18 protein-coding genes are annotated in these 19,290 nt (G+C 59.6%); 13 read left to right on the top strand and 5 right to left on the bottom strand.

The features are described from left to right. Positions 1–125: 125 nt before the first annotated feature. The 4 genes from ccoN to ccoP are packed head-to-tail and all read left to right on the top strand — an operon-like array spanning position 126 to position 3,341. Complete coding sequence (gene ccoN, locus FPT12_RS07140) at positions 126–1,568, top strand: cytochrome-c oxidase, cbb3-type subunit I (RefSeq protein ID WP_054593208.1); 1,443 nt, start codon at positions 126–128, stop codon at positions 1,566–1,568. Next, complete coding sequence (gene ccoO, locus FPT12_RS07145; RefSeq protein ID WP_054593209.1) at positions 1,568–2,176, top strand: cytochrome-c oxidase, cbb3-type subunit II; 609 nt, start codon at positions 1,568–1,570, stop codon at positions 2,174–2,176. The genes ccoN and ccoO overlap by 1 nt, the downstream gene beginning before the upstream one ends. A 5-nt stretch (positions 2,177–2,181) precedes the next feature. Continuing rightward, positions 2,182–2,367: a CcoQ/FixQ family Cbb3-type cytochrome c oxidase assembly chaperone gene (locus FPT12_RS07150; RefSeq protein WP_003175465.1), complete on the top strand. Its 186-nt coding sequence runs from the start codon at positions 2,182–2,184 to the stop codon at positions 2,365–2,367. Next, the gene (gene ccoP, locus FPT12_RS07155) at positions 2,364–3,341 is read left to right on the top strand and encodes a cytochrome-c oxidase, cbb3-type subunit III (RefSeq protein WP_145015278.1); all 978 of its coding nucleotides are present in this window, start codon (positions 2,364–2,366) and stop codon (positions 3,339–3,341) included. Before FPT12_RS07150 ends, ccoP begins: the two co-directional genes overlap by 4 nt. Positions 3,342–3,413: 72 nt before the next feature. Here ccoP and FPT12_RS07160 read toward each other — a convergent pair whose 3' ends face one another. Next, entirely contained in the window at positions 3,414–4,412 is a 999-nt protein-coding gene (locus tag FPT12_RS07160) for a metallophosphoesterase (RefSeq protein WP_145015279.1), read from the bottom strand. Positions 4,413–4,701: 289 nt separating this feature from the next. Here FPT12_RS07160 and FPT12_RS07165 point away from each other — a divergent pair, with 289 nt between their 5' ends. The 9 genes from FPT12_RS07165 (at position 4,702) to FPT12_RS07205 (ending at position 13,769) form a co-directional block, all read left to right on the top strand. After that, positions 4,702–4,902 (top strand): hypothetical protein, encoded by a 201-nt coding sequence (locus FPT12_RS07165; RefSeq protein ID WP_145015280.1) that lies wholly within the window; start codon positions 4,702–4,704, stop codon positions 4,900–4,902. A 298-nt stretch (positions 4,903–5,200) separates the two neighbouring features. Next, positions 5,201–6,616, top strand: coding sequence for a cytochrome c oxidase accessory protein CcoG (gene ccoG / locus FPT12_RS07170; protein ID WP_145015281.1), 1,416 nt, complete (start codon positions 5,201–5,203; stop codon positions 6,614–6,616). Between the two features lie 11 nt (positions 6,617–6,627). Continuing rightward, a complete protein-coding gene (locus tag FPT12_RS07175; RefSeq protein WP_145015283.1) occupies positions 6,628–7,161 on the top strand; it encodes a FixH family protein in 534 nt (177 codons plus the stop codon). A 153-nt stretch (positions 7,162–7,314) separates the two neighbouring features. Beyond that, on the top strand, positions 7,315–9,759 hold the full coding sequence (locus tag FPT12_RS07180) for a heavy metal translocating P-type ATPase (RefSeq protein ID WP_145015285.1): 2,445 nt from the start codon (positions 7,315–7,317) through the stop codon (positions 9,757–9,759). 22 nt (positions 9,760–9,781) lie between these two features. After that, entirely contained in the window at positions 9,782–10,012 is a 231-nt protein-coding gene (ccoS, locus tag FPT12_RS07185) for a cbb3-type cytochrome oxidase assembly protein CcoS (protein WP_123584617.1), read from the top strand. Further along, complete coding sequence (locus FPT12_RS07190; protein ID WP_019689546.1) at positions 10,005–10,688, top strand: sulfite exporter TauE/SafE family protein; 684 nt, start codon at positions 10,005–10,007, stop codon at positions 10,686–10,688. The genes ccoS and FPT12_RS07190 overlap by 8 nt, the downstream gene beginning before the upstream one ends. Positions 10,689–10,945: 257 nt before the next feature. Beyond that, entirely contained in the window at positions 10,946–12,328 is a 1,383-nt protein-coding gene (hemN, locus tag FPT12_RS07195) for an oxygen-independent coproporphyrinogen III oxidase (protein ID WP_145015287.1), read from the top strand. A gap of 79 nt (positions 12,329–12,407) precedes the next feature. Beyond that, the gene (gene fnr / locus FPT12_RS07200) at positions 12,408–13,142 is read left to right on the top strand and encodes a fumarate/nitrate reduction transcriptional regulator Fnr (RefSeq protein ID WP_054593218.1); all 735 of its coding nucleotides are present in this window, start codon (positions 12,408–12,410) and stop codon (positions 13,140–13,142) included. A gap of 78 nt (positions 13,143–13,220) precedes the next feature. Then, positions 13,221–13,769: an adenine phosphoribosyltransferase gene (locus tag FPT12_RS07205; RefSeq protein ID WP_145015289.1), complete on the top strand. Its 549-nt coding sequence runs from the start codon at positions 13,221–13,223 to the stop codon at positions 13,767–13,769. A gap of 55 nt (positions 13,770–13,824) precedes the next feature. Here the strand turns inward: FPT12_RS07205 and recR are convergent, their stop codons facing one another. From recR to FPT12_RS07225, 4 genes are all read right to left on the bottom strand, one after another. Next, entirely contained in the window at positions 13,825–14,427 is a 603-nt protein-coding gene (gene recR / locus FPT12_RS07210; RefSeq protein ID WP_145015291.1) for a recombination mediator RecR, read from the bottom strand. 145 nt (positions 14,428–14,572) lie between these two features. Next, on the bottom strand, positions 14,573–14,911 hold the full coding sequence (locus tag FPT12_RS07215) for a YbaB/EbfC family nucleoid-associated protein (RefSeq protein WP_008028561.1): 339 nt from the start codon (positions 14,909–14,911) through the stop codon (positions 14,573–14,575). A 67-nt stretch (positions 14,912–14,978) separates the two neighbouring features. Further along, positions 14,979–17,084, bottom strand: a complete 2,106-nt coding sequence (gene dnaX, locus FPT12_RS07220; protein ID WP_145015293.1) for a DNA polymerase III subunit gamma/tau — start codon at positions 17,082–17,084, stop codon at positions 14,979–14,981. Positions 17,085–17,312: 228 nt separating this feature from the next. Next, the gene (locus FPT12_RS07225; RefSeq protein WP_145015295.1) at positions 17,313–19,013 is read right to left on the bottom strand and encodes a bifunctional diguanylate cyclase/phosphodiesterase; all 1,701 of its coding nucleotides are present in this window, start codon (positions 19,011–19,013) and stop codon (positions 17,313–17,315) included. Between the last annotated feature and the right edge of the window lie 277 nt (positions 19,014–19,290).

Genomic DNA, 19,290 nt, shown 5'->3' on the forward strand with positions numbered 1-19,290 from the left:
GGCCGCAGAATCAGCTTTTGAAAGCATTGACGCGGGTCATGGCGCGTTGCAATGACCCCCCGCTTTCTCCATACTTGCGACCGATTTTTATCCCTAATAAAACACCTAAACCGTGGAACCTTAGAATGAGCACAGCAATCAGTCCGACTGCTTATAACTATAAGGTAGTCCGCCAGTTCGCCATCATGACGGTGGTCTGGGGGATCCTTGGCATGGGGCTCGGTGTCTTCATCGCCTCACAATTGGTCTGGCCGGAGTTGAATTTCGGCCTGCCGTGGACGACGTTTGGACGCCTACGCCCGTTGCACACCAACCTGGTGATTTTCGCCTTCGGTGGTTGTGCACTGTTTGCCACTTCCTATTACGTCGTGCAGCGAACCTGCCAAACGCGACTGATTTCCGACAGCCTCGCCGCCTTCCACTTCTGGGGTTGGCAAGCTGTAATCGTTGGCGCGATCGTTACCTTGCCGCTGGGTTACACCACCACCAAGGAATACGCGGAACTGGAATGGCCTCTGGCTATCCTGCTGGCTATCGTCTGGGTCACCTACGGCCTGGTGTTCTTCGGCACCATCGTCAAGCGCAAAACCAAGCACATCTACGTCGGCAACTGGTTCTACGGTGCCTTCATCGTCGTGACGGCGATGCTGCACATCGTCAACCACGCCTCCTTGCCGGTCAGTTTCTTCAAGTCCTACTCGGCGTACGCCGGTGCGACTGATGCCATGATCCAGTGGTGGTACGGCCACAACGCGGTAGGTTTCTTCCTGACCACCGGCTTCCTGGGGATGATGTACTACTTCGTGCCGAAACAGGCCGAACGTCCGATCTACTCGTATCGCCTGTCGATCGTGCACTTCTGGGCACTGATCACCCTGTACATCTGGGCTGGCCCGCATCACCTGCACTACACCGCACTGCCGGACTGGGCTCAGTCGCTGGGCATGGCGATGTCGATCATCCTGCTGGCGCCAAGCTGGGGCGGCATGATCAACGGCATGATGACCCTGTCGGGCGCCTGGCATAAGCTGCGCACCGACCCGATCCTGCGCTTTTTGGTCGTGTCCCTGGCGTTCTACGGCATGTCGACCTTCGAAGGCCCGATGATGGCCATCAAGACTGTCAACTCGCTGTCTCACTACACTGACTGGACCATCGGCCACGTACACGCCGGTGCCTTGGGCTGGGTAGCGATGATTTCGATCGGTGCGCTGTACCACATGATCCCGAAAATCTTCGGTCGTGCGCAGATGCACAGCATCGGCCTGATCAACACGCACTTCTGGCTCGCGACCATCGGTACCGTGCTCTATATCGCTTCGATGTGGGTCAACGGCATCACCCAGGGCCTGATGTGGCGTGCAATCAACGATGACGGCACCCTCACCTATTCCTTCGTCGAAGCCCTGCAAGCCAGCCACCCTGGTTTCATCGTTCGCGCCCTTGGCGGTGCGTTCTTTGCCAGCGGCATGCTGTTCATGGCGTACAACGTGTTCCGCACCGTACGCGCCTCGAATCCGGAAGATGCTGAAGCCGCCGCTCAGATCGCTGTCGTTGGAGCTCACTGATGAAGCATGAAGCAGTCGAGAAGAATATTGGCCTGCTGGCCTTCTTCATGGTCATCGCCGTCAGCATCGGCGGCCTGACCCAGATCGTCCCCCTGTTTTTTCAGGACGTGACCAACAAGCCGGTTGAAGGCATGAAGCCACGCCCGGCGCTGGAACTTGAAGGCCGTGACATTTTCATCGCCAACGGTTGTGTCGGCTGCCACTCGCAGATGATCCGTCCGTTCCGTGCTGAAACCGAACGTTATGGCCACTACTCGGTAGCCGGTGAAAGCGTTTGGGACCACCCGTTCCTGTGGGGCTCCAAGCGTACCGGTCCGGACCTGGCCCGCGTTGGCGGTCGTTACTCCGATGACTGGCAGCGTGCGCACTTGTACAACCCGCGCAACGTGGTGCCAGAGTCGAAAATGCCGGCTTACCCGTTCCTCGTGGAAAACAAGCTCGACGGCAAGGACACCGCGAAGAAAATGGAAGTCTTGCGCACCCTCGGCGTTCCTTACACCGACGAAGACATCGCCGGTGCAAAAGATGCCGTGAAGGGCAAAACCGAAATGGACGCGCTGGTGGCCTATCTGCAAGGCCTGGGCACCATCATCAAAAGCAAACGGTGATTTAGATGGATATCGGGATGATTCGTGGCCTGGGCACCGTTGTCGTGATGGTTGCCTTTATCGGTCTGGCGCTGTGGGTGTTCAGCCCCAAGCGCAAATCGGAGTTTGAAGACGCGACCTTGCTGCCTTTCGCGGATGATCCCGAAGCCATCAAGCACGTCGAGCAAGCTTCTAGGAGTAACAAAGAATGACTACGTTCTGGAGTCTGTACGTCACAGTCCTCAGTCTGGGTACCATCTTCGCCCTGACCTGGCTGCTGCTGTCGACCCGCAAGGGCCAGCGCGCCGAGCAGACGGATGAGACGGTTGGCCACTCGTTCGACGGGATCGAGGAGTACGACAACCCGCTGCCGAAATGGTGGTTCATGCTGTTTGTCGGCACCATCATCTTCGCCCTTGGCTACCTGGTGATGTACCCGGGCCTGGGCAACTGGAAAGGCCTGCTGCCGGGTTACGGCTACCTCGACAACGAGAAGCAGACCGCGTTCGCCAACGGCCAGTCCGGCTGGACCGGCGTTCACGAGTGGGAAAAGGAAATGGCCAAATCGGACGCCAAGTTCGGTCCGATCTTCGCCAAATTCGCGGCCATGCCAATTGAAGAAGTTGCCAAGGACCCACAAGCCCTGAAGATGGGTGGCCGCCTGTTCGCCTCCAACTGTTCGGTTTGCCACGGCTCCGACGCCAAAGGCGCTTACGGCTTCCCTAACCTGACCGACGAAGACTGGCGTTGGGGCGGCGAGCCACAAACCATCAAGACCACCATCATGGGCGGCCGTCACGCGATGATGCCTGCCTGGGGTGAAGTGATCGGCGAGCAAGGCGTCAGCGACGTTGCCGCGTTCGTACTGACCAACCTCGATGGCCGCAAGCTGCCGGAAGGTGCCAAGGCCGACCCGGTTGCCGGCCAGAAGATTTTCGCCGCCAACTGCGTGGCTTGCCACGGTCTGGAAGGTAAAGGCACCCCAGCCATGGGTGCACCTAACCTGACCCACCCGGCCGCGTTCATCTACGGTTCGAGCTTCGCTCAACTGCAGCAGACCATCCGTTATGGCCGTCAGGGCCAGATGCCTGCGCAAGAACAGTTGCAAGGCAACGACAAGGTTCACCTGCTGGCCGCTTACGTCTACAGCCTGTCTCACGGTGAGAAGGCGGCTGACGCCCAGTAAGGCAAACGCCTGTTGCAAAAAAAGCCCCGCCCATGTGAATTGGCGGGGCTTTTTCATTTAAATCCCGGTTACTTATTTCACGACCGGTATGACCGTTTCGACCTTTCGGCTTGGCCAGTTACTGTTCCGAACAACACTGACCGTCAGTGACTGCCTGTCAGCGGAAAAGCTGGCAATCAGATAAGTCTGCTGAGAGGCAGAGCCGCTCAGAAACACCGGCACATCACCAAAAAATTTCGACTTATTCCAAGTAAAGTGCTCCCCCGCCCCCCAGTGATCATGCCCACCGAACACCGCCGTCACCTTGTATTTCTCGATCATCTGATTGAATCTCGAAATCTGTTCGTCGTTGCCGTCCCACCGGTAAACCTTGTGCATATTCAGAATGATGATCTTGCCCTGCTCCCGCGCCTTCTTTAAGTCTTTCTCCAGCCAGTCAAGCGCAGGAGTAATTTCAAACGCTTTCGGAGCAAGTGGATTGCCGGAGGTAAAACTGACGGTATAGGTCGGCTCATTGTTCAGTTGAACCAAATGCACATCCCCGACACTTTTCGAATAAGCCAGGCTGCCATAATAGACCGTCCCCCCACCCGAACTTCTTGCCGCCAGATCCATGGATTCGACTTTTCCCCAGTAGCGATCCTTGAAGTCATTGACACTTCCGGCCGCACAATTATTCAGGAAGCAGTCATCCACATTATTGGCATAGTCATGATTACCCAAACCGTAGTCATAGAGCCCTTCCAGTTTATTTTCGAAAACCGACTTCATGTATGAACGCTCGCCACCATGACCAAATGCCGTGATATCACCGTTGATCATTACCGGTATACGGGATGCACCGCCATTCAGTTTCCTGAAGCTTGAAATATCGGAGTATTGCAACTCTATTAGTTCTTTTGAGCGTGCCTCCTTGTTGGGATCCGGGAGGTTATCATCGGTAAGATCGGACCAGGGGTATTGTGAATCCGAAACAAACACCATATGCCGAGGTGGGTCTGCAGCACAGGCCACGGACATGAGTGACGACAGGGCAAGGCAACCCAATACTTTTGCAGTTTTAAACACCATAGAAATTCCTTTTCCATAAAGACAGAATAATTATTCAACAGGCGCATCAACCCTCAGACAAAAACTAACTTGGCACAGCCCTCGAAGCAAACCCGGAAAAGCCCCCCATGTAATAACGCATATTACAAACACCCTTCACTGCGCCTTACACACCGAAACAAAAGCACAATAGATCGCACCTTTGACAGATGGTAACTTCCCACCCTGTCGAATAAACAACAGAAGAAACTTGTCAAACCAACCTCGACAATACCTGAAAATAGATCATCAACAACAAGGACATCACTAAATGAACGCAAAAAACACCAACTACAACCACTCGAACAACAGCGAAACCTCAACTGACAGTGAAAGTGTTGCAACGGCAAAAGTTGTTAACGAAACAAGCACCCTGTCCCGCCGCAAAAGGCCCCTGGATGGGGAAAGCAGCGCTGACAGGAAACGGGGTACCGGTGGCCTGGATTCTCTTGGGCAAGGCAATCTTCCTTAAAGGCATCGCATCATCGGATCAATCATTGCAGTAACAAGAGTGCATCGCCCGCGCGCTGCACTCCTAAACAAAATCGCGTGCGCTCGGCAGAGAGGAAGATGAATCGTCTATAGTCAATTGACCTGTATCATGCTTTGTTACATTCGCTACACCATTCGTGGATTTCCCCCAACGCGACCAAAGGTCGCACCCTTGAACTAGAGCGACAGGCGTATCATTGCGCCACTGCAACAACCCTTTTTGACCGCGGTCGGCACGTACTGACCGAGGCATTTTTCCACTGCCGTGGGATGCAATGATGAGCAACCAGATTCCGGTACACGACGTCACCCCGCCTGCCAAAAACGCAAATAACAGCGTCGACCTCTACGCCTCTCGGGAAAAAATCTACACCCGCGCCTTCACCGGCCTGTTCCGCAATTTGCGGATGGCCGGCGGTGCCGCGTTGTTCCTGCTGTATTTCGGCACGGTCTGGCTCAATTGGGGCGGTCACCAGGCGGTCTGGTGGAACCTGCCGGAGCGCAAATTCTTCATCTTCGGTGCGACCTTCTGGCCACAGGATTTCATCCTGCTGTCCGGCCTGTTGATCATCAGCGCCTTCGGCCTGTTCTTCATTACCGTGTACGCCGGACGCGTCTGGTGCGGCTATACCTGCCCGCAGAGTGTCTGGACCTGGATCTTCATGTGGTGCGAGAAGGGCACCGAAGGCGACCGCAACCAGCGCATCAAGCTCGACAAGGCGCCGATGAGCGCCAACAAGTTCTTGCGCAAGCTCAGCAAACACACGATGTGGCTGTTGATCGGTTTCGTCACCGGCATGACCTTTGTCGGCTACTTTTCGCCGATTCGTGAACTGACGATCGATTTCTTCATGGGCCAGGCCGATGGCTGGTCGTATTTCTGGGTCGGCTTCTTCACCCTCGCCACTTACGGCAATGCCGGCTGGCTGCGCGAACAGGTGTGCATCTACATGTGCCCTTACGCGCGCTTCCAGAGCGTGATGTTCGACAAGGACACGCTGATCGTTTCCTATGACCCGCGCCGCGGCGAAGCCCGTGGTCCGCGCAAAAAAGGTATCGACTACAAGGCTCAGGGCCTGGGCGACTGCATCGACTGCACCATGTGCGTTCAGGTGTGTCCGACCGGCATCGACATCCGTGACGGCTTGCAGATCGAATGCATCGGCTGCGCCGCCTGCATCGACGCCTGCGACAGCATCATGGACAAGATGGAGTATCCGCGCGGGTTGATCAGCTACACCACCGAGCACAACCTGTCCGGGCAAAAAACCCATAAACTGCGTCCGCGCCTGATCGGTTACGCGCTGGTGTTGCTGGCCATGATCAGCTTGCTGATCACCGCGTTCTTCATGCGCTCGCTGGTCGGCTTCGATGTCAGCAAGGACCGTGTGCTGTACCGCGAAAACGCCGAAGGCCGGATCGAGAACGTCTATAGCCTCAAAGTCATGAACAAGGACCAGCGCGACCACACTTACGTGCTGGAAGCCTCAGGACTGCCGGATCTCAAGTTGCAAGGCAAGCGCGAGATCAAGGTGGCTGCTGGCGAAATCTTCAGCATGCCGGTCGAGCTGTCGAGTGCACCGGAACAACTGCCGTCCAGCACCAACGAGGTGAAATTCACCCTCAAGGATGCCGACGACAACAGCGTCCACGTTGAAGCCAAGAGCCGATTCATCGGCCCACAAATTCGTTGAGAGAAGTCATCATGCCCGCAGCAACTGCCACCAGCCCTTGGTACAAGCACCTCTGGCCATGGATCATCATCGGAATTCTGACCTGTTCGGTGACCCTGACCTTGTCCATGGTGACCATTGCCGTCAAAAACCCGGACAATCTGGTCAACGACAATTACTACGAGGCGGGCAAAGGCATCAACCGTTCGCTGGACCGCGAGTTGCTGGCCCAGACCCTGCTGTTGCGCGCCAACGTGCATCTGGATGAGGTGACCGGTGAAGTCGACGTGCGCCTGACCGGCAACAGCACGCCAGCGACCCTCGAACTGAACCTGATCTCGCCGACCCAGCCGGATAAAGATCGCAAGATCACCCTGACCCGCAGCGCGGCCGAACCGGGTCGCTATATCGGCCAGTTGACCGACAAGATCGAAGGCCGGCGCTTCGTCGAGCTGCTGGGCAGCCAGGACGATCACGTGTGGCGCCTGTTCGAAGAAGAACAGATCGGCCACGACAAGCATTTGCTGCTCGGTGACGAACCGCTGCAAGGCGCGGAAGATCAGTAGCAGTTAGCTCAACCCCTGATCGTACCCACGCTCTGCGTGGGTACGCAGCCAGGGACGCTCCGCGTCCCAGCCGAAGCGGACGCGGAGCGTCCGGGGAGGCATTCCCACGCAGAGCGTGGGAACGATCATCGGATAACGCCCTGTGAAAACCCCATGACCACCCCCTGCTACCACTGCGCCCTGCCCGTCCCGTCCGGCAGCCGGTTTACCGCCGTCATCCTCGGCGAAACCCGCGAGCTCTGCTGTCCAGGTTGTCAGGCCGTGGCCGAGGCGATTGTCGCGGGCGGCCTGGAGCACTATTACGGCCATCGCAGCGAGGCTTCGGCCAACCCGGAGGCCTTGCCGGTGCAACTGGTGGACGAACTGGCGCTGTATGACCGCGCCGACGTGCAACAACCGTTTGTTCGCCACGAAGGCGAACTCGCTGAAACCACCTTGCTGATGGAAGGCATCAGCTGCGCGGCCTGCGGCTGGCTGATCGAGAAACACCTGCGCAGCCTGCCGGCCGTGGCCGAGGCGCACCTGAACCTGTCCAACCATCGCTTGCACGTGCGCTGGGCCGACAGCCAGTTGCCGTTGAGCCAGCTGCTCAGCGAGCTGCGCCACATCGGTTATGCCGCCCACCCCTACCAGGCCGACCGCGCCTGCGAACAACTGGCCAGCGAAAACCGCCTGGCCCTGCGCCAACTGGGGGTCGCCGGATTGCTGTGGTTCCAGGCGATGATGGCGACCATGGCCACCTGGCCGGAATTCAACATCGACCTCAGCCCCGAGCTGCATACCATCCTGCGCTGGGTCGCACTGTTCCTGACCACGCCGATTGTGTTCTACAGCTGCGCGCCGTTTTTCAAAGGCGCAATGCGCGACCTGCGCACCCGCCACCTGACCATGGACGTTTCCGTTTCGCTGGCCATCGGCGGTGCCTACCTTGCCGGGATCTGGACCTCGATCACCGGAGTCGGCGAGCTGTATTTCGACGCGGTCGGGATGTTTGCGCTGTTTCTGTTGGCGGGCCGCTATCTGGAACGCCGCGCCCGTGAACGTACCGCCGCCGCCACCGCGCAATTGGTGAACCTGCTGCCCGCATCGTGCCTGCGCCTGAGTGCGGACGGCCAGAGCGAGCGCATCCTGCTCAGCGAGTTGCGTCTCGGTGACCAGGTATTGGTGCACCCCGGCGCCATCCTCCCGGCCGACGGCAAAATCCTCGACGGCCAGTCGAGCATCGATGAGTCGCTGCTGACCGGCGAGTACCTGCCACAACCTCGAACGCAGGGCGATGCGGTGACTGCCGGCACCCTGAATGTCGAGGGCGCATTGACCGTCGAAGTGCTGGCGCTGGGCCAGGACACTCGCCTCTCGGCCATCGTCCGCCTGCTTGATCGCGCCCAGGCCGAGAAGCCGCGCCTGGCACAAATTGCCGACCGCGCTGCGCAGTGGTTTCTGCTGCTGTCGTTGATGGCCGCCGCGGCCATTGGTTTGCTCTGGTGGGAGCTGGACGCGTCCCGCGCGTTCTGGATCGTGCTGGCGATGCTGGTCGCGACCTGCCCTTGCGCCCTGTCGCTGGCCACACCAACCGCGCTCACCGCCGCCACCGGAACCTTGCACAAACTCGGCCTGCTGCTGACCCGCGGTCACGTGCTGGAAGGCCTGAATCAAATCGACACGGTGATTTTCGACAAGACCGGCACGCTCACCGAAGGTCGCCTGGCTTTGCGTTCGATTCGAGCACTGGGCGCGCTCGACAGCGATCAGTGCCTGGGCCTCGCCGCCGCCCTGGAGAACCGCTCTGAGCACCCGATCGCCCGCGCCTTTGGCCGAGCGCCGCTGGCCGCCGAAGAAGTCCTCAGCACCCCAGGATTGGGCCTTGAGGGCCGGGTTGGCGAACAGCGCCTGCGCATCGGTCAACCGGCATTTGTCTGCGAACTCAGTGGCTGCGCTGTGCCGGCCATCCCGAATGAAGCCGGCCAATGGCTGTTGCTTGGCGACAGTCATGGCGCACTGGCCTGGTTCGTGCTCGACGACCGCCTGCGCAACGACGCGCCTGCGCTGCTCGCGGCGTGCAAAGCACGCGGTTGGCGCACGCTGCTGCTATCCGGTGACAGCTCGCCGATGGTTGCCAGTGTCGCCGCCGAATTGGCTATCGACGAGTTCCGGGGCGGCTTGCGCCCGGATGACAAACTGCAGATGCTCAAGCAATTGCACCAACAAGGCCGCAAGGTGTTGATGCTCGGCGACGGGGTCAACGACGTGCCGGTGCTGGCCGCCGCCGACATCAGCGTGGCAATGGGCTCGGCCACCGACCTGGCGAAAACCAGCGCCGACGCGGTGCTCCTGTCCAATCGTCTCGACGCCTTGGTGCAAGCCTTCAGCCTGGCCCGGCGTACACGTCGGGTAATCATCGAGAACCTGCTGTGGGCCGGGCTGTACAATGGCTTCATGTTGCCGTTCGCCGCCCTCGGCTGGATCACTCCGGTGTGGGCTGCAGTCGGCATGTCGATCAGTTCGCTGACCGTGGTGCTCAATGCGCTTCGCCTGACTCGCATGCCGAGCCAGCCAAGCGCCAGCGCCACGCCAGTAACCCGCCCGCTACCGGTTTGATCCGGTCAGGCATGGAGTCCAGATGCCAGCTCTTTATGTGATGATCCCGGCGGCGCTGCTGATCGTCGCCATCGCCATTTACATTTTCTTCTGGGCGGTCGACAGCGGTCAGTACGACGACCTCGACGGTCCAGCCCACAGCATCCTGTTCGACGACCAGGACCCGAGCCATCAGGCAGCAGTCGACGAAGCCAGCGGTCATGCACCGACCGATCCGGCCAAGCCGAACGACAAGGCCCCGCCTCATGCTTGAGTTGGCGCCCCTGCTGGTTTCTGCGGTGATCCTTGGTCTGCTCGGCGGCGGGCATTGCCTGGGCATGTGCGGCGGGTTGATGGGCGCGCTGACCCTGGCGATTCCCAAGGAACAACGCAGCCGGCGCTTCCGTCTGTTGCTGGCGTACAACCTCGGGCGGATTCTCAGCTACGCCACTGCGGGCCTGCTGATCGGCCTGGCGGGATGGGCGGTGGCCAACAGCCCGGCGGCGATGTTCATGCGCATCCTCGCCGGATTGCTGCTGATCGCCATGGGCCTGTATCTGGCTGGATGGTGGAGCGGCCTGACCCGCATCGAAAGCCTGGGGCGCGGCCTGTGGCGCTACATACAGCCAGTTGCCAACCGTTTGCTGCCGGTATCGAGCCTGCCGCGTGCGTTGCTGCTCGGCGCCCTCTGGGGCTGGCTGCCGTGCGGTTTGGTCTACAGCACGCTGTTGTGGTCTGCCAGCCAGGGCAATGCCATCGATAGCGCGTTGTTGATGCTCGCGTTTGGCCTTGGCACCTGGCCGGTGTTGTTGGCCACTGGCCTTGCGGCCGAACGCGTCACAGCGTTACTGCGCAAACGCAGCGTGCGCATGACCGGCGGATTGTTGGTCATCCTGTTCGGCCTTTGGACCCTGCCGGGGCCACATCAGCATTGGTTGATGGGGCATTAGATCGGCGGCACGCCGCATACCTGTAGCAACTGCCGCAGGCGGTGTTCGGCGGCGAAACCGTCGTAAACTATCCACCTCGCTGTCGCAGTGAAACCGCATGCAACGCATTTGCGAGGACTACGTCCTCGAACGCCGCCTGCGGCAGCTGCTACAAAGGGCCGCACCACTTCCGGCTACCCTTGATGCAAATCAAGATACCCCTACGCCGCCCCCCCTAGACTCGCCAACACTGCCAGCCTATCCGGGGGAATGCCCGCATGCTCGACGCCATTCGTTGGGACACAGATCTGATCCGCCGTTACGACCTGGCGGGACCACGCTACACCTCGTATCCGACCGCGGTGCAATTCAACAGCCAGGTCGGCACTTTCGATCTGTTTCACGCCCTGCGCGAAAGCCGCAAGGCCCTGCGCCCGCTGTCGCTGTATGTGCACGTGCCGTTTTGCGCAAACATCTGCTACTACTGCGCCTGCAACAAAGTCATCACCAAGGACCGCGGCCGCGCCCTGCCCTACCTGCAGCGCCTGGAACAGGAAATCCAGCTGATCGCCTGTCACCTGGACCCGAACCAGAAAGTCGAGCAACTGCATTTCGGCGGCGGCACCCCGACTTTTCTCAGCCATGACGAACTGCGCCAGTTGATGGCGCAATTGCGCAAGCATTTCAACCTGCTGGACGATGACTCCGGTGATTACAGCATCGAGATCGACCCACGGGAAGCCGACTGGTCAACCATGGGTCTGCTGCGCGAACTGGGTTTCAACCGGGTCAGCATCGGCCTGCAAGACCTTGACCCTGCCGTACAGCGTGCGGTCAATCGCCTGCAAAGCCTGGAGGAAACCCGGGCGGTGATCGAGGCGGCGCGCACCTTGCAGTTTCGCTCGATCAATATCGACCTGATCTACGGACTGCCCAAGCAAACCGCCGAGAGCTTCGCCCGCACCGTGGACGAAGTCATCAACCTGCAACCGGATCGGCTCTCGGTATTCAACTATGCGCACCTGCCCGAACGCTTCATGCCACAGCGACGAATCAACAGCAGCGACCTACCGGCCCCCGCCGAAAAGCTCAACATGCTTCAGCGCACCATCGAGCAACTGACCGCCGCCGGTTATCACTACATTGGCATGGACCATTTCGCCCTGCCGGATGATGAGCTGGCCATCGCACAGGAAGAGTCGACGCTACAACGCAACTTCCAGGGTTACACCACCCACGGTCATTGCGACCTGATCGGCCTGGGCGTGTCGGCCATCAGCCAGATCGGTGATTTGTACTGCCAGAACAGCAGTGACTTGAATCAGTACCAAAACGCTCTGGCGAGCGCACAACCGGGCACCAGTCGCGGCTTGCTGTGCAACCAGGACGACCGCCTGCGGCGAGCAGTGATTCAGCAATTGATCTGCACGTTCAGCCTGGCATTCGCCCAGATCGAGCAGGCCTTCAATATCGATTTTCGCGGTTACTTCAGCGAGCTCTGGCCGCAATTGCAGGCCATGGCCGAGGATGGCCTGATAGAACTCGACAGCGAAAAAATCATGGTCCTGCCGGCCGGAAGATTACTGGTCCGTTCAGTGTGCATGGTCTTCGATGTACACCTGGAGCAACAGAATCGCCAACGTTTCTCTCGGGTAATTTAAGACACCACAGGCTGGCTTCGACGTCATTGCGTGGGTTACCCTTACGTCTTATGTGTGTTTTCCCACAAGGATCTAAGAAATGTCCGAGCCAGTTAAACTGCGCGCTCACAGCCAGGCACATTGCAAGGATTGCAGCCTGGCCCCCCTCTGCCTGCCACTTTCGCTGAATCTGGAAGACATGGATGCGCTGGACGATATCGTCAAACGTGGTCGCCCGCTGAAAAAAGGCGAGTTTCTGTTCCGTCAGAGTGACCAGTTCGATTCCGTTTTTGCAGTACGCTCCGGTGCGTTGAAAACCTTCAGCCTGAGCGATGGCGGCGAAGAGCAGATCACTGGCTTCCACCTGCCGAGCGAACTGGTCGGCTTGTCGGGCATGGACACCGAGAGCCACCCGGTTTCTGCCCAGGCGCTGGAAACCACCTCGGTCTGCGAAATCCCCTTCGAACGCCTCGATGAACTGGCCCTGCAACTGCCGCAATTGCGCCGCCAATTGATGCGCGTGATGAGCCGCGAGATTCGTGACGATCAGCAGATGATGCTGCTGCTCTCGAAGAAAACCGCTGACGAGCGCATCGCCACGTTCCTGGTCAACCTGTCGGCGCGTTTCCGCGCACGCGGATTCTCCGCCAACCAGTTCCGCCTGAGCATGTCGCGCAACGAAATCGGTAACTATCTAGGCCTCGCAGTGGAAACAGTGTCCCGCGTGTTCACGCGCTTCCAGCAGAACGAGCTGATTGCCGCCGAAGGCAAGGAAGTGCACATCCTCGACCCGATCCAGCTGTGTGCACTGGCCGGTGGCTCGGTCGAAGGCTGACGTTGCGATTGCGGCTGAGCGAACCTGCCCGGCCGCAGTTATACTTCGCCGTTTGTAGCCTGCCAGGACACTTCGACGATGTTCATCGACTCCTTCGACATCAAATCCCTGATCCGCCCCGTGATCGATTTTCCAAAGCCGGGCGTGATCTTTCGTGACATCACCCCGCTGTTCCAGTCCCCAAAGGCCCTGCGCCTGGTGATGGACAGTTTTGCGCACCGCTACGTCGAGACTGACTTCACGCACATCGGTGCCATGGATGCGCGCGGCTTCCTGATCGGCTCGATCCTCGCTTATCAACTGAACAAACCGCTGGTGCTGTTCCGCAAGCAAGGCAAACTGCCGGCTGACGTGCTGTCCGAGGGGTATCAAACCGAGTACGGCGAAGCCTTCCTTGAAGTCCACGCCGACAGCCTCTGTGAAGGCGACTCGGTGCTGATCTTCGATGACCTGATTGCCACTGGCGGCACGCTGATCGCTGCGGCCAACCTGGTTCGGCGCATGGGCGCGCGAGTGTTCGAAGCCGCGGCGATTATCGACCTGCCGGAACTGGGCGGCTCCCAGCACCTGGAAGACATGGGTATCCCGACGTTCTGCCTGACGCAGTTTGCGTTGACCGATAAGTAAGCCGTTCCTGCCCGTAGAAGCTGCCGAAGGCTGCGATCTTTTTACGATAGATGCCTTACAACACGATCGGCTTACGCCCGGCGAACGAATGGGCCAGGGTGCCGCCATCTACCAGCTCCAGCTCGCCACCCAACGGCACACCATGGGCGATGCGCGAGGCGATCAGGCCTTTATTGTTCAGCAACTGGGCGATGTAGTGCGCTGTCGCTTCACCTTCAACCGTCGGGTTGGTGGCGAGGATGACTTCAGTGAACGTACCCGCCTCTTCGATCCGCGCCATCAATTGCGGAATACCGATGGCTTCCGGCCCCAGACCGTCGAGTGGCGACAAATGCCCCTTGAGCACGAAGTAGCGACCGCGAAACCCGGTCTGCTCCACGGCATAGACATCCATCGGCCCTTCGACCACGCACAGCAAGGTGTCGTCGCGGCGAGTGTCCGCGCATTGCGGGCACAGATCGTCTTCGGTCAGGGTTCGGCACAGTCGGCAATGGCCGACCCCTTCCATGGCCTGACTCAGGGCCAGCGCCAGCCGCGAGCCACCGCTGCGATCACGCTCGAGCAGTTGCAACGCCATGCGCTGGGCGGTTTTCTGACCGACACCGGGCAAGGTGCGCAAGGCGTCGATCAGTTGGCGAATCAAAGGGCTGAAGCTCATGGGGAAAACGTCCGACATATCAACGAGACGCGGTTTATACCCGCGCCTCTGGCCAGCGTCAAATGCTCATCAGTGTGTCGCAGAAACAAAAATGCCAAGCTGAGTGCCTGGCATTTTTGTAGTCCATCCGATGCGTTTACGCGAATCAGAATGGCAACTTCATGCCCGGCGGCAGTTGCATGCCTGCGGTCATGCCGGACATTTTGTCCTGGCTGTTGGCTTCGATCTTGCGAACGGCGTCGTTGACGGCGGCGGCGAATACGGCCTCCAGCATCTCCTTGTCGTCCTCGCTCAGGCCTTCTACCAGGCTTGGATCGATGGTTACGCGCTTGACGTCGTGACGACCGGTCATCACCACGGTGACCATATCGCCACCGGCTTTACCGGTGACTTCGGCATTGGCCAGCTCTTCCTGCATCTTGGCCATTTTTTCCTGCATCTGCTGCGCCTGCTTCATCAGGCCGGCCATGCCACCTTTCATCATGGGAATCACCTCAAAAGTACTTGGATCAAAACAGCGCCCGGCCCAGTGGGCCGAACACCTTCAGTTATTAGCCCTGGCTGACCAGAGCCTCGACAGGTTCAATAGTATCGTTACGGATCACCGCGCCGAACTCTTGCATCATTTGCTGGATGAACGGATCGCCGTGGATCGAATCCTCAGCTTCGCGCTGGCGGTCGGCACGTCGACGCGAAGCCGCCTGGGCCGGGGTTTCCTGCTCAGGCTTGATCAGCTCGATGCTCACCGTCAGGGTGCGCTGGTGATACTGGTTCAGCGCATCGTTCAGCCGGCGTTGTTGAGTCGCGTTGAACAGCGCGCTGTGGGCCGGGTCCAGGTGCAGCAACCAGTGGTCGCCATCGACGGCAATCAACGTGCAGTTGGCGGCGATGCTACCGGTCATGCCGGAAATCGGCAATTTCGGGAACAGCTCCAGCCATTGCAATGCCAACCCTGTGGCCGGCATCGCGGCCGGTTCAGGTTCGGGGGCCGGAGCAGGCTCTGCGGCGTGCTCACTGGCCAGCTCATCGAGGTAACTATAGGCCGAATCCATGTCCGGCTCGATGTAGTCCTCGTCCAGCGGCGGCTCGTCATCCAGGTCCATGCCCGGCGTGGCGACGTCGACGTCAGCCACCGACGGCTCGGGAATCGGCGCTGCCGCCCACTCTGGCGCATCGAGTACAACGCTGTCCGGAGTCGGCGTCGGCATTGGCGTCAGGTCAGGCTGCTCGGCAGTCGTCTCCAGCACCGGCTCGACAGCCGGTTGCTGCACGACTTCAGGCTCTACCGGATCGTTCCAGGGCAAATCGACGACTTCTTCGACGATGGCCACAGGCTCAGCCACCACCTCGACCACCGGCATAGGCACGACCACCGGAGCAACAGGCGCCGGAGCGGGTGCAACGACCTCCGCAACCGGTTGAACCGGCACTGCCGCGACAGGTGCAACGGCAACGGGAGCAGGCGCGACTGCCGGCGCAACACGCGGTGCGCCAGCCACTGAGTGTGCGGAATCAACTGTGGCCTGGCTGATCCCCACTGGCTTTAGCGGCTGCCTCGGTGCGTCCGCGGTGTCTGCCGGCCGGAACGCGAGCATTCGCAGCAAGACCATTTCAAAACCACCGCGCGGGTCCGGCGCCAGCGGCAAATCGCGGCGGCCAATCAAGCCCATCTGGTAATAGAACTGCACATCTTCGGCCGGCAAGGCCTGAGCCAGCGCCAACACCCGGTCGCGGTCGCCATGACCGTTATCGACGCCTTCAGGCAAGGCCTGGGCAATCGCGACGCGGTGCAGCACGTTAAGAATTTCCGACAGCACACCGTTCCAGTCCGGGCCCTGCTCCGCCAAATGCCGTACCGCTTCGAGCAACGCCTTGGCGTCACCATCGAGCAGCGCGTGCAGGACGTCGTAGACCTGACCGTGATCGAGCGTGCCGAGCATCGCCCGCACATCGGCCGCCATGACCTTGCCTTCACCAAAGGCAATGGCCTGGTCGGTGAGGCTCATCGCATCGCGCATCGAACCGTCGGCAGCACGACCCAGCAGCCACAGTGCATCGTCTTCGAACGGCACATTCTCGACGCCCAGCACATGGGTCAAATGCTCGACCACACGCTCCGGCGTCATGTTTTTCAGCGAGAACTGCAGGCACCGCGACAGAATCGTTGCAGGAAGTTTCTGCGGGTCGGTAGTCGCCAGGATGAACTTGACGTAGGGCGGCGGCTCTTCGAGGGTTTTCAACAGCGCATTGAAGGAATGGCTGGAGAGCATGTGCACTTCGTCGATCAGGTAGACCTTGAAGCGCCCACGGCTCGGCGCGTACTGCACGTTATCGAGCAGTTCACGGGTGTCCTCGACCTTGGTCCGGCTCGCGGCGTCGATCTCGATCAGGTCGACAAAGCGCCCTTCATCGATTTCACGGCATACCGAGCACTCGCCACACGGTGTCGACGTGATACCTGTCTCACAGTTCAGACATTTGGCAATGATCCGCGCGATGGTGGTCTTGCCCACACCCCGGGTGCCGGTAAAAAGATAGGCATGGTGCAGCCGCTGGCTGTCCAAGGCATTGATCAGAGCCTTGAGCACATGGGTCTGGCCGACCATTTCGCGGAACGAGCGCGGACGCCATTTACGTGCAAGAACCTGATAACTCATCGAAAACCGTCGCAACTGGGAAGCGGAAGCGGGTAATGCTAGCGGAGCAGGGGCAAAATTGCATCCGGTGTGCTCGGCTAATCTGGCTAAGCTGCTCTTTGGGAGCGTTTAAATTGGCTCCTGGCGGTTTTTTTGCCGGGGAATTTCGGCCGACCCAAGGCATTGGGTACAACGTGATGCTCAGCCTGGCTCAGTGAGCCGGCCCAGGCCAACCCGCCGTAATCAGCCTCAGACCGCCTGGTCCAGTGCCTGCCACCGGGTTGGAGCGACGAAGGCCTCGACCCAACCCGGCACTTCACTGGCCGGCATCGGCCGCGCAATGAAATAACCCTGCGCCACCTCGCAGCCCAGGCGCAACAGCAACTCGCCATGCTCGACGCTTTCCAGGCCCTCGGCGATCACCTCTCGCCCAAACGCCCGGGCAAGACCGATCACCGCGGTGGTCAACGCCAGATCATCGCGATCATGCAGTATGTCGCGCACAAATGACTTATTGATCTTGATGGTTTGCGTGTGCAGGCGCTTGAGATAGCTCAGCGACGAATAACCCGTGCCAAAATCCCCCAGAGAAAACCTCACGCCCAGCGCCTGACAGGCCTGCAGGCAGGTGCTGACGTGCTGAATATTCTCGATCGCCACCGACTCGACAATCTCCAGATCAAGCAGCTGGGGCGCAACCCAGGCGTGCCGTTCGAGCACGGTCTTGAGCCGATCAAAAAAGTCCGCCCGCTGAAAATGCCGGGCGGCGATGTTGACGCTGACCGGCCAGCGTTGACCGTTCTTTTGCCATCGCGACAACTGCGCGAGAACCTGCTCCATCACCCACTCGCCAATATCGACGATCAGGTCCGTCTCCTCGACAAGCGGCAGAAACTCCCTGGGCGGCACCAGGCCATCCTGCGGGTGCTCCCAGCGCAGCAACGCCTCGAAACCAACCACCGAACCGCAGCGCATATTGACCTTGGGCTGAAAATGCAGGCGCAGCTCATCGTTGAGCAAGGCCTGACGCACCCGCGCAACCGTCTGGTGAGTCGCCTTGACCTCTTGGTCGCGCACTACATCAAACAGGTGAAAACGGTTACGTCCGCCCTGCTTGGCCACGTACATTGCCTGATCGGCGTGGCGCAGCAGGGTTTCCGCATCTTCGCTGTCATCCGGGAACAGAGTGACGCCGATGCTGGCAAACACATTGATGTCCTTGCCCAGAATCGAATACGGCGCAGAGATCGTCCCCAGCACACGATGCAGCGCCGCGCGCAATTCCGGCATATCGCGCACAAACCGCAAGATCAGCACGAACTCATCCCCGGCCAGCCGCGCCACCACGTCCTCGCCGCGAACGATGGTGCGCAGACGCTTGGCCACTTCGACCAGCAACAAGTCGCCGCTGGCGTGACCATAGCCGTCATTGACCGCCTTGAAGCCGTCGAGGTCAAGCATGCATACCGCCAACGGCACGTTCTCGACGCGGGAATAATCCAGGGCCTGCTCGAGCAAATCGGAGAGATACGCCCGATTGGGCAGGCCGGTCAGGACGTCATGGCCGACCCGCCATTGCAATGAGTGCAGCAACTGACGCTTTTCACTGATATCGAAGCAAATCGACAGATACCGATGAACCCGTCCGGTCGACTCGTCCAGCACCGGCACCATGGTGCTGTCGACCCAGTACAGACTACCGTCCTTGGCACGGTTGCAGATTTCGCCCTTCCAGACTTTGCCCAAGGCAACCGTGCGCCACATCGTTGTGAAGAAATCGTCAGGATGCAGACCTGAATTGAGGATGCGATGGTTGGCCCCCAACAACTCCTCGCGACTGTAGCCAGACACCGCGCAAAACAAATCGTTGACGTAAGTAATGCGCCCCGCCAAGTCGGTCTCGGAGAAAATGGCGGCTGCATCTACGGCCCTGCGGTACTTCTCATCCATGAGTCCGGCTCACTGTGGCTAGCGGTTGTACCGCTCGACCAGCGCACAACGCCCGGAAGAGATGTTTTGAAAGATCCGACACTGCGCAGAGGATCGCAGCGCGTGATGCTGCCTGGGCAACATCCTTGCAATTGAACGGGCCGGCAAATTCAGATGCACGTTAAAACTCCATGAACAGCATTTGATGGCGACCGAACAGACGAAGATCAACTAGGCTCAGAGGCCTCGTACAGGCACGTCAAAAACATCGACTCTGGTAATATTGAAACGGCATTTC

The organism is Pseudomonas sp. H3(2019), from assembly GCF_007713465.1.
Lineage (GTDB): Bacteria > Pseudomonadota > Gammaproteobacteria > Pseudomonadales > Pseudomonadaceae > Aquipseudomonas.